The sequence below is a fragment of the Pseudomonas protegens genome, from assembly GCF_013407925.2.
Taxonomy (GTDB): Bacteria; Pseudomonadota; Gammaproteobacteria; order Pseudomonadales; family Pseudomonadaceae; genus Aquipseudomonas; species Aquipseudomonas fluorescens_AP.
Window position 1 is genome coordinate 2,654,911 of sequence record NZ_CP060201.1, and the last position, 10,722, is coordinate 2,665,632.

The 10,722-nt window shown below is 58.6% G+C and carries 8 protein-coding genes; 1 reads left to right on the forward strand and 7 read right to left on the reverse strand.

Features of this window, described 5'->3' with window-relative positions:
• Positions 1–25 precede the first annotated feature (25 nt).
• From hldE to msbA, 4 genes are all read right to left on the reverse strand, one after another.
• On the reverse strand, positions 26–1,459 hold the full coding sequence (gene hldE / locus GGI48_RS12325) for a bifunctional D-glycero-beta-D-manno-heptose-7-phosphate kinase/D-glycero-beta-D-manno-heptose 1-phosphate adenylyltransferase HldE (protein ID WP_016968290.1): 1,434 nt from the start codon (positions 1,457–1,459) through the stop codon (positions 26–28).
• A 64-nt stretch (positions 1,460–1,523) separates the two neighbouring features.
• Entirely contained in the window at positions 1,524–2,924 is a 1,401-nt protein-coding gene (locus tag GGI48_RS12330; protein ID WP_179598500.1) for a PIG-L deacetylase family protein, read from the reverse strand.
• A gap of 4 nt (positions 2,925–2,928) precedes the next feature.
• Positions 2,929–3,825: a GNAT family N-acetyltransferase gene (locus GGI48_RS12335; RefSeq protein WP_179598502.1), complete on the reverse strand. Its 897-nt coding sequence runs from the start codon at positions 3,823–3,825 to the stop codon at positions 2,929–2,931.
• The gene (gene msbA / locus GGI48_RS12340; protein WP_179598504.1) at positions 3,819–5,639 is read right to left on the reverse strand and encodes a lipid A export permease/ATP-binding protein MsbA; all 1,821 of its coding nucleotides are present in this window, start codon (positions 5,637–5,639) and stop codon (positions 3,819–3,821) included. The genes GGI48_RS12335 and msbA overlap by 7 nt, the downstream gene beginning before the upstream one ends.
• A gap of 128 nt (positions 5,640–5,767) precedes the next feature.
• Between msbA and GGI48_RS12345 the strand changes: the two genes are divergently transcribed.
• The gene (locus GGI48_RS12345) at positions 5,768–6,424 is read left to right on the forward strand and encodes a toluene tolerance protein (protein ID WP_179598506.1); all 657 of its coding nucleotides are present in this window, start codon (positions 5,768–5,770) and stop codon (positions 6,422–6,424) included.
• A 2-nt stretch (positions 6,425–6,426) separates the two neighbouring features.
• Here the strand turns inward: GGI48_RS12345 and GGI48_RS12350 are convergent, their stop codons facing one another.
• The 3 genes from GGI48_RS12350 to GGI48_RS12360 are packed head-to-tail and all read right to left on the reverse strand — an operon-like array spanning position 6,427 to position 10,544.
• Complete coding sequence (locus GGI48_RS12350; RefSeq protein ID WP_260620652.1) at positions 6,427–7,896, reverse strand: hypothetical protein; 1,470 nt, start codon at positions 7,894–7,896, stop codon at positions 6,427–6,429.
• Positions 7,883–8,803, reverse strand: a complete 921-nt coding sequence (locus GGI48_RS12355; RefSeq protein WP_179598508.1) for a glycosyltransferase family 2 protein — start codon at positions 8,801–8,803, stop codon at positions 7,883–7,885. Before GGI48_RS12355 ends, GGI48_RS12350 begins: the two co-directional genes overlap by 14 nt.
• A complete protein-coding gene (locus tag GGI48_RS12360; protein WP_179598510.1) occupies positions 8,790–10,544 on the reverse strand; it encodes a carbamoyltransferase in 1,755 nt (584 codons plus the stop codon). The genes GGI48_RS12355 and GGI48_RS12360 overlap by 14 nt, the downstream gene beginning before the upstream one ends.
• Positions 10,545–10,722: the final 178 nt, after the last annotated feature.

A 10,722-nucleotide genomic window follows, 5' to 3' on the forward strand; every position in this document is an offset into this window, starting at 1 on the left:
AGGCGCCTTGTTTCCGCGGTGGCCGTTACTCGGCCTTGTCGGTCTTGCGGATCTTCTCGACGATGGCGGTGGTCGAGCTGTTCTCGACCAGCCCCAGCACCTTCACCGTGCCGCCATACGCCGTGACGATATCGGCGCCCACCACCTGATCGATGCCATAGTCCCCGCCCTTGACCAGCACATCCGGCCGCACCTGGGTCAACAGGTTTTCCGGAGTGCCTTCAGGGAAGCTGATCACCCAGTCCACGGCGCCCAATCCCGCCAGCACCGCCATGCGCCGGTCGACACTGTTGATCGGACGTCCTGGCCCCTTGAGGCGGCTGACCGAGGCATCATCGTTGATCGCCACGATCAGCCGATCACCCTGAGCCCGAGCCTGTTCCAGGTAGGTCACGTGCCCGGCGTGGAGGATATCGAAGCAGCCATTGGTGAAGACAATCTTCTCGTTGTGCGCCCGGGCGTCATCAATCGCCAGCAACAGCTGATCGAGACTCAGGACCCCACGCTCGGAACCTTCCTCGCGCTGGATCGCCCGACGCAATTCCGGGGCGCTGATAGCCGCCGTCCCCAGCTTGCCGACCACGATGCCCGCCGCCAGATTGGCCAGGCCCACGGCATGGGGCAGCTCTTCACCGGCGGCAATGGCAGCGGCCAGGGTAGAGATCACCGTATCCCCGGCACCGGTGACATCGAACACTTCACGGGCACGAGCCGGCAGATGCAGGGGTGGATGCTCCGGACGCAGCAGGGTCATGCCGTGCTCGCCACGGGTCACCAGCAGCGCTCCCAGCTCCAGATCGTGCATCAGCTTGGCGCCCTTGCTCACCAGCTCGTGCTCATCGGCACAGCCGCCGACGATGGTTTCGAACTCGCTGAGATTCGGCGTGATCAGGCTGGCGCCGCGATAGATGGAAAAATCCTTGCCCTTGGGGTCGGCCAGCACCGGAATGCCCCGCGCCCGCGCCGCCGCGATCAGCACCTGATGGTTACGCAGCGCACCCTTGCCGTAGTCGGACAGCACCAACACCTTGATCCCGTCGAGCAGGGCATCGACCTCGGCCGCCAGGGCCAGAGCGTCAGTGGCGAAGGGCTCTTCGAAATCGATACGCAGCAACTGCTGGTGACGGCTCATGACCCGCAACTTGACGATGGTCGGCTGATGAGCGATGCGCTGAAACAGCGCCCGTACACCTGCGCCCTTCAAGCTGTTGGCCAGACTGTCGGCAGCCTCATCGTCACCGGTCACCCCCACCAGAGACGCCGGAGCGCCCAGAGCGGCAATGTTCAGGGCAACGTTAGCGGCACCACCCGGGCGGTCCTCGATTTGCTCGACCTTGACCACCGGCACCGGCGCCTCAGGGGAAATCCGTGAGGTACCACCATGCCAGTAACGGTCGAGCATGACATCGCCGACCACCAAGACAGGGGCTTGATCGAATCGCGGCATGGACAACTTCATGGAGCATCCCACATACAAAATGAACAGGGGCGCGATATTAACACAGGGTAAAGCCGCGACTGTTTCAATCAGAAAGGTCACGCACCCAGAACAATTCATGGCGCCTTACAGACTTGCGGAAAAACTCGTTAGCCCCTGTGGGAGGCCAGCGCCGACCAGCCAGCAGCCACTGTATCCAACGCCGCAACTGCCGCTTGACAGGCAGAGGTCCCTGCAAATCATGTTGCATCGCCAGTGCCATGGCTTTATCCAGCTGCTGATCCACCGACAACAACGGGCTCCAAAGCCGATCCGCCGGCAAGGGCTCGATAGCCGGAGGCAGGGCTACACCCGCCCCGGCTGGGCCCATTGGCCAACGGTCATTGTCATGCAGGTGGTTGGCGTACATCAGCAACGTTGCTGGCTTCCACTGACTGATAGTGACAGCCGCCATTACCGCCCGAGTCGTGGCGACGTGATCGCTGTGGGGGTCAAGTTCGGGGTGAGGCGTAACCACCACCTGCGGACGAAAATGCTCCAGCAGAGCCACCAGATCGGCCACCAGGTTATTCCAGGTAGGGGCGCCATCACCATCGGCAGGCAGTAACATCGGGTTGTAGCGACGCACACTGCGGATATCGCTCTGCGCCGATTGCCGCGAGCCAAAAGGCTCTTCAGGCGACTGGGCCATTGAGGGCAGTTGCAGACAGTAATAGCCCAGTTGCAGACAACGACTAGTAGGCACTCCGCCCCAAAGAGGGACGGCCATGCTGTCCCAACTGCGCAGGCGCCCCTTGAGCCGGGAAGCCTGCGCCAGATCGAGCCCCAGCCGCTGGTAGTTCTCAGCCTCGATCTCGCCCTGGGTCAAGGTGACGATGCTGACCTCATCGCCACGTCCATAAAGTCCAAAGGCAGCCAGTTCAGCATCATCGGCATGGGGAGCCATCACCATCAGCGGCTGCCTGGCGTAGTCGGGATTGGCCATGACCCACAGTGTGCCCGTCGAGGCCAGGGTGCAGTAGCGTCCACGCAGGACCAAAGCCCCCTGCGCCAGGGCCGACTGCTGCCCCGACAGGTTCAGGTAACGCACACCCTCGACGCCCCGCTCGAAATCCTGGCGGTCGTCGCCCACCTCGACATAGGGGTCCAACCAGCGCCCCAGCCAGCTAGAACGCAGTCGCAGCTCAAACACCAGGGTCTCACCCTCAGGCAGCGGTTGCGCCAAACACAACAGGCCGTCCTCCAAGCTCACGGCCAGATGCGTGGTATCTGGTGGAAAATGATAGCGATAGTCATCCGTGGCGCGATAGAACAGGTGATCGGCGAACCACGCCTCATGAGCAACCCAGACCAGTACCAGCAGAACCGGTACCAGCCACAGGTTCAAGAACAGCCCAAGCGCCGCCAGCACCAGGAGCATTGCCACCAAAAACAGCCGTTTGGTGCGCCGGTGAGCCTTGAGTAGTTGCTGTTTACGGGCAGTCATTGGCTTAGACCTGATAGACCGGCACCGTATGGCACCAGCGATCCTTGTACTCCCGATCGGCGCGACCGAACGAATAACGCAGCGTCTTACCGACGGCCTTGGCGCACTCCCATTCCTTCTGGGTATTGACGAAACTCAGGACGCTACCAGGGCTGAACTCGCGGCTCTGCGGATCGACACCACCATTGATGTATTCGAGGGACACCCACTGAGGCGCTTCAACGCGATACAGAATCTGGATCGCGATGGGAGCCGAGTCGAGCATGACCACAGAACCGCTCATGAACTCTCGCAGCAGAGTGAACACCTCGACCAGCCCATCCTTGCCGGGCACCGAAAAGTTCCAACGGCGCTGGAACAGCGCCCCATACGCCGCCGCCTGCTCTTGCGGCGACAGTTCGGACATCGGCAGCAACACGCCACCTGCCTCTTCCAGCAAGCGCTGTTCACGGCGCTGGTTGTAACGAAACTTCTTCGAGTAATCCTCGGGAGCACGAGCAAGGGCCAAGCCTTCCGGCTGCACTTTCAGGGTGCTGATCTGTTCGGCGTTCAACTGCGAGACATAAGCCATGCGCTGGCGCACAGGGACGGTAACACCCGGCGCCATCGGCAAAATAATCTCTGCGTTACCCATATCCAGCAGCCCGCGCTTACCTTCACGCTTCAGAACTTCCTTGGACAGCGCTACATGCCGCCCCCAGCAAGGGATAGCCGCAACCACTTCGCCCTTCACCACCCAACCTAGGTAACGTGGGGTGATGCCGACAAAGTGGGAAAGTCGTTCGACAACTTCAGGATGCGTGGCAAAACTGCCGCCGAATCGATGCCACGCCTGCTGATAGCTTTCCAGGTCGATCTCGCTCCAACCACGCTCCCGCCACTGGCGAAAAAACCTCAACATACGCCAGGCACCGACACTATCGGCTGCTCGTCACCATCCTCAAACTCCTTGGCATGCAGGCGCGAGTAGTAACCGTTCTGAGCCAGCAATTCAGCATGAGTGCCCCGCTCGACGATACGTCCTTCATCCATGACCAAAATCAAATCGGCTTTTTCGACCGTGCTCAAGCGGTGGGCAATCACAAGTGTCGTACGGTTCTTCACTACATGATCCAAGGCTGCCTGAATATGCCGTTCGGATTCGGTATCCAGTGCCGATGTAGCCTCATCAAGAATCAGCAAGGGAGCATCCTTGAGCAAGGCCCGTGCAATGGCAATGCGTTGTCGCTGGCCACCAGAAAGCAGTACGCCATTCTCCCCTACCAGCGTTGCATAGCCTTGCGGCATCCTCGCGATGAACTCGTCGGCATAGGCTTCCGAAGCCGCCCTGTGCACTTCATCGATCGAAGCTCCGGAAAGGTCGCCGTAAGCAATATTGTTGGTGACGGTGTCGTTGAACAAAGTGACCTGCTGCGTCACCAGGGCAATCTGCCGACGCAAGCTGTTCAAGGTGAAGTCCTGCACCCGCACACCATCTAGCAGGATCTCCCCCTGTTCATGCTGATAAAAGCGCGGAATCAGCCCTGCCAGCGTCGATTTACCACTACCGGAGCGCCCAACCAGCGCAACCATCTGCCCAGGCTCCACAACGAAGCTGATGTCGTTGAGCACCTGCTTGTCACTTTCAGGGTACTGGAAGCTGAGATTGCGCACTTCAAGGCGTCCGTCAAGGCGCTCTATCTCCAACGTGCCCTGATCAACCTCAACCGGTTCATCGAGCTGCTCGAAAATGCTCTCCGCTCCCGCCACGCCCTTCTGAATGGTGGAACTGACTTCCGACAGCTGACGAATAGGCTTGGGTAACAAGCCAGCCATGGTGATATAAGCGACCAAGTCACCCGGGGACGCGTCACCACGCAGGTAAAGCACCAGGAACATGACCACTGCCATGGCGCTGTAGGTCACCAGTTGCAGCATCGGAGTGTAAACGGCACCTGTTTTGGTCATCGCCAGCTGTTTGTCGGTATTGCTCTGACTGGCCTGCTCAAAGCGCACCTTTTCATAAGTCTCACCACCAAAGCTACGCACTACGCGGTAGCCGTGGATAGTCTCGGAAGCAACGTGGGTGACATCCCCCATAGACACCTGAATCTTCTTGCTCTGCTTGCGAAACTTGCGGCTGGTGCTATTCACCATCATGCCGATCACTGGCAAGATCGCCAGCATCACCAAGGTCAGCTTCCAGTTCATCCAAATTAGAGTGCAGAACAGGAAAATCACCGTCATGCCTTCACGGATCACCACCTTGATCGCGTCAGTCGCGGCCCCGGTGACCATGGTTACGTTGAAGGTAATTCGGGAAATCAGATGGCCGGAGTTGTGTTTGTCGAAGAAGCGATTGGGCAACTCCAGCAACTTGTTGAACAAAACCACCCGCAGGTCGTGGACCAGCCCCAGAGAAACCCGGGCCAGGAAGAAGTTGCCCAGGTAAGAGCCTACCCCCTGCCAGGCCGCAATCAAGACAATCATCAGGGGCACGGTTTCCAGAAGTTGCAACTTGCCAAGGTAGGGGTTGCCAGGAAACAGGCTGGCTTCAGGATTGGCCAGGCCATCGACGAAGTATTTGAGGATATAAGCGAGCATCGGTTGCGTCGATGCAAAAATCAGGAACCCGACGATGCTCAAGATAAACAAGCCGACGTAAGGCCGCACGTAAGCCAGTAGGCGGAAATAGATGGCCAGCGTTGACTGGGCTTTCGGTTCAGGACTGCTCATGGGAATCCGCGCAAATCAATGAAGCGCGGATGATATCACAGGCACTTTTCCCCCAAACAACATGACCATCAGGGCCGTCCTCTCCACCAAGTCGGTTAAGATAACCGGCTAATGATGGGGAGTTGCAAATGCAAGAGATTGATTACAGCACCTACGAGGCATTACGCGCTGGGGCTCAAGTACTGGAAGCCGACGGTTCGGGGGATAAGGTGCTGCGTCTAAGCGACGGGCGGATACTCAAGCTATTCCGTCGTAAACGCCTATTGAGTTCCGCCCTGTTTTACCCCTATGCCAAGCGCTTTGCCGACAACGCCAAGGCCCTGAAGCAACGCAACATCCCCTGCCCTCAGATCATTGCCGTCTATCGTATTCCCAGCATCCAGCGCGACGGAGTCTACTACGCACCTTTGGCCGGAATGACCATAAGGCAACTACACAATGACACAAATACCCCCAACGACCTCCAAAGGCGACTGGGCCAGTTCATTGCTTTTCTACATGACAAAGGCGTGTATTTCCGCTCGCTACACTTTGGCAACGTGATCCTCACTCCGGAAAATGAACTGGGGCTGATCGACATTGCAGACTTACGTTGCCAACCCAAGCCTCTAAGCGAAAACAAACGGCTACGTAACTTTACTCATTTGTTTCGCTATCAAGAAGACCGCCAGTGGCTCATTGAAAATGACTCAGGTGAGTCCTTCCTTGAAGGGTATCGCCAAGGCTCGCACACAGTCACTCGACAAGAATGGCTCATCGAGCAACTGCGCCATCTGCTCGCCTAACCTCACTCCCCAATAACCAGGACCCGTGCGCCCTTGCGATTAGCAAAACTGGCAAGGATTTTCATGTTGTGCTCACCCAGCCAACTCACAAGCCATGCTTCGTCTGGTTTGGCCTCGATAAGGAAGTAGCGATACTGCCCGGCATGCTGTGCCGACATCGCCTGCTCGCGCGGTATGCTGGGAGCGTAACCACGCCCGGCATAGTAACCAATGCGCCCATCTTCAAAATAAGCTGGCGCTTGAGTATCGGTATTCGCAGCAAACCAGCGGCCCGCCTCGACGTACTGGGTTTTGCCGGCGCTGGTGGACACAACGTTGGACAGCATCACCAATAGCCCGATCACTACCAGCGATTTCCCAAGCCGGGGAAACGTTTGAAAAACCTGCAGCAGCGCTAGCGCCAGCGCAGGAACCAGCAACAGATTCAGGAAGCTCAGATACCGTGAATTCATGAACTGCAGCCTGATAAAGAACAACATCAGAATCGTCAGATAGATCACTGCCGCCCACGCGAACGGACGATATTGATTCCAGTAAGTTCTGAACACCCCCCAATTGCGGCGGAAAATGAAGGGCACCGCAAACGGCCCCATCAATTTCACAACACTCATCAGCATAGTGACCAGGACCCCAAAAAAGATGATCCGGCCAGCCTCATTTCGTGAGTAGTCACTAATCAGTGAGTTAGCGAACTGCTCGGACAAAAGATTGAACGACGCAAACACATGCCGGGGGTTGATCATCTCCAAGTAGTAGCTGACACGTGCTGATGAGAAATGCCCTGACAAGGAGACTAACACCAGCACTCCTATGCCCCCCAGGAGTGGCAGCAATATGAACTGCAGAAACGCCATGCGCCGGCTACTGGACCATAGGTTCGGCAGTTGCCACAGCGTCAGCGCCGGCAATAGCAGTACAGCCTCCAGCCTGAACAACGCCGCAGCCCCCAGCGCAAGATGGATCAGCAAGGCCCGCAACCAGCCACCACGCGCCTGCCAATGCAGCGCCAGCCAGAGTGTCAAAGTGGAGAAGAACCAGAAGCCACATTCGCGGATGATGTCATCGCGAAAAGCATTGACCGCAGGCATAGCCAGCACCACCAACGCAGCCCAAGGGGCGGCCTGCGGCAGGCGCTGCCGAACGCAGTCGACCATCAGGGCGCAGGTACCAGCAATGAACAATGCGCACCACAGATAAGCGCTCAGTTCCAGAGGTAGCCCCAGGTAAATATGGGTCTGCGCCAGAAGCAGGGGGAACCAGGGCCAGTCGAACAATGTCCAGGCTATGGCCGGTCCTTGCTCGTTGACCTTATGAGCAATGTCGAGATACAACGCAGCATCACGCCCCACCGTCACCGCGCCCAGCACGGCAATGAGGGAGAGTAGCAAGCTACCAATAAAAGTCAGTCGAACTGGGTATTGATTGATAACCCTGCCGATCCAATGCCGCGCACCACTATCAACCACGGGCACTTCCCCTCTTAAACCACAAACGCACTGCCTTACGTAAATAAGTCCAGCGCATAGCCTGCAACGGACTTAAAGAAAGTGCCGTCAAATAGAAACGCTGCGCCAGGCCCATATTGCTACCCAAAAGTGCAGCGCGAAACAAAGACAGATATCGCTGTGCCTTGTAGCGCTTCTTCAACGGCTGGCACTCCTCGGGCAGGCTGCTGAACACTTCATCAACGATCTTCAGGGCAACCTGCTCCTCATCATCGCGGCTATGGCGCAAGCTATCACGATGCTTGTGAATCCGCGCCAGGGGTTTGCCGGTGACGGCGAATCGCGCATTGACCACCAGATAGGCGAATACCGCGATATCTTCTCCAGTACGCAATGCTTCGGGATAGGGCCTCTGCAACATCATTTTCCGGGAAAACAAGGTACAGCAGTGGGAAATGGATATGCGCTTGCTCAGCAGGTACTGGCGGGCCAGGACCTTCGTGGCAGCCCGAGGCACCGGCGTCGCTGGACGCAAGCGCTCGCGACCGTCGTCATCCACTGACACTTGCGCTCCGAGCACGACGTCTGTCGAAGGCTCGAGCTGCAGCACCCTGCGCAGCTCGTCGAAAGCGCCATCAACCAGCTCATCATCAGCATCGAGCAAGAGCACATAACGCCCACTGGCACGGCGAATACCAAAGTTACGTGCTGCAGCGGCTCCAGCATTAGTCTGGACGTTTACCTGAAGCTGGGCGAAACGTGCAGCGTAATCTGCCAGGACCGCCGCCGTATTATCAGTGGAGCCATCATCAACAACGATCAGCTCCAGGTCTGCTGCCCACTGACCAAGAACCGAGTCCAGCGCTCTAGGGAGCAGATGGGCGTAGTTGTAAGTCGGAACAACTACACTGATCAGCACCTCAGAGTTCGTCATAAGCACTGACACCCTCTTTGACCACCAGAATGTCTTCCATGATCAGGTACTGCAGATCGGACCCATAGAACATGTTCAAGGCGTCGGTCGGCGAGCAGATCATCGGTTCGCCACGGCGGTTCAGCGAGGTGTTCAGCGACACGCCGTTGCCGGTCAGGACTTCCAGGGCCTTCATCATGTCGTAGTAGCGCGGGTTGTATTCGCGCTTGAGCACCTGGGCCCGGGACGTGCCGTCCTCGTGGACCACTTCCGGCACCCGGGTCTTCCATTCTTCCGCCACTTCGAAGGTGAAGGTCATGAACGGCGCCGGGTGATCGACCTTGATCATCTGCGGACCAACGGTGTCGAGCATCGACGGGCAGAAAGGCCTCCAGCGCTCGCGGAACTTGATCTGCTCGTTGATCCGGTCGGCCACGCCGGTGGCGCTCGGGCAACCGATGATCGAACGACCGCCCAGGGCCCGAGGACCGAACTCCATGCGGCCCTGGAACCAGGCCACCGGGTTGCCGTCCACCATGATCTTGGCGATGCGTTCCGGGGTGTTGTCGATCTGCCGCCAGGCCGGTTTGTTCGGGTGGCGGGCACAGGCGGCGATCACGTCTTCGTTGCTGTAGGACGGGCCGAGATAGACGTGTTCCATCTTCTCCACCGGCACCCCACGGGCGTGGGAAACGTAGGCCGCGGCACCGACGGCGGTGCCGGCGTCGCCAGAAGCCGGCTGCACGAACAGCTCCTTGACCTCGGGACGGGCAATGATCTTCTGGTTCAGCTTGACGTTCAGCGCGCAGCCACCGGCGAAGGCCAGCTTGCCGGTTTCCTTGAGGATGTCGCCCAGGTAGTGGTCGATCATCTGCAGGGCCAGTTTCTCGAACAGCGCCTGCATGCTCGCCGCGTAGTGGATGTACGGCTCGTCGGCGATGTCGCCTTCGCGCTTGGGACCCAGCCACTCGATGAGTTTTGGCGAGAAGTAGAAACCCTTGCCCTTTTCTTTGTAGCGGCGCAGGCCGATGACGTTGGCGTAGTCGGTGTTGATCACCAGCTCGCCGTTTTCAAAGCTGGCCAGGCGCGAGAAGTCGTACTTGCTGGCATCGCCATAAGGCGCCATGCCCATGACCTTGAACTCGCCGTCGAGCATCTCGAAGCCGAGGAACTCGGTGATCGCGCCATAGAGGCCGCCCAGGGAGTCCGGATCGAAGAATTCCTTGATCTTGTGGATCTTGCCGTTTTCGCCGTAGCCGAAGAAGGTGGTGGCGTATTCGCCCTTGCCGTCGATCCCGAGGATCGCGGTCTTCTCCTTGAAGCCCGAGCAGTGGTAGGCACTGGAGGCGTGGGCCAGGTGGTGTTCCACCGGCTCGATCTTGACCTTTTTCGGGTCAAAGCCCAGTTGCTCCAGGCACCAGACGATCTTCTTGCGGTAGCGCTTGTAGCGACGGTTGCCCATCAGGATCGCGTCCAGGGCACGGTCCGGGGCGTACCAGTAGCGCTTGGCGTAATGCCAGCGGGCCTTGCCGAACAGGCTGATCGGAGCAAAGGGAATCGCTACCACGTCAACGTCGGAAGGCTTGATACCGGCCTGTTCCAGGCAGAACTTCGCCGACTCGTAGGGCATGCGGTTCTTTGCATGCTTGTCGCGCACGAAACGCTCTTCTTCAGCGGCCGCGATCAGCTTGCCGTCGATATACAGGGCTGCTGAAGGATCATGGCTAAGGGCGCCGGACAGGCCAAGAATCGTCAATGCCACAGGGGTCTAGCCTCGTTTAGTCTGCATGCGGGCGCGATGCGCCTTGAAAATAAAGTGTGCTCGCAAGGGGCGAGAAACAACGAAAGGGCGCGATTATAACTGAAAAGCAGGGGCAAGCCTCTAGCGGCAAGCGGCAAGCCAGGGCGCCGCCGCCAGCAGGGCCCGCAGCCGCTGCCAG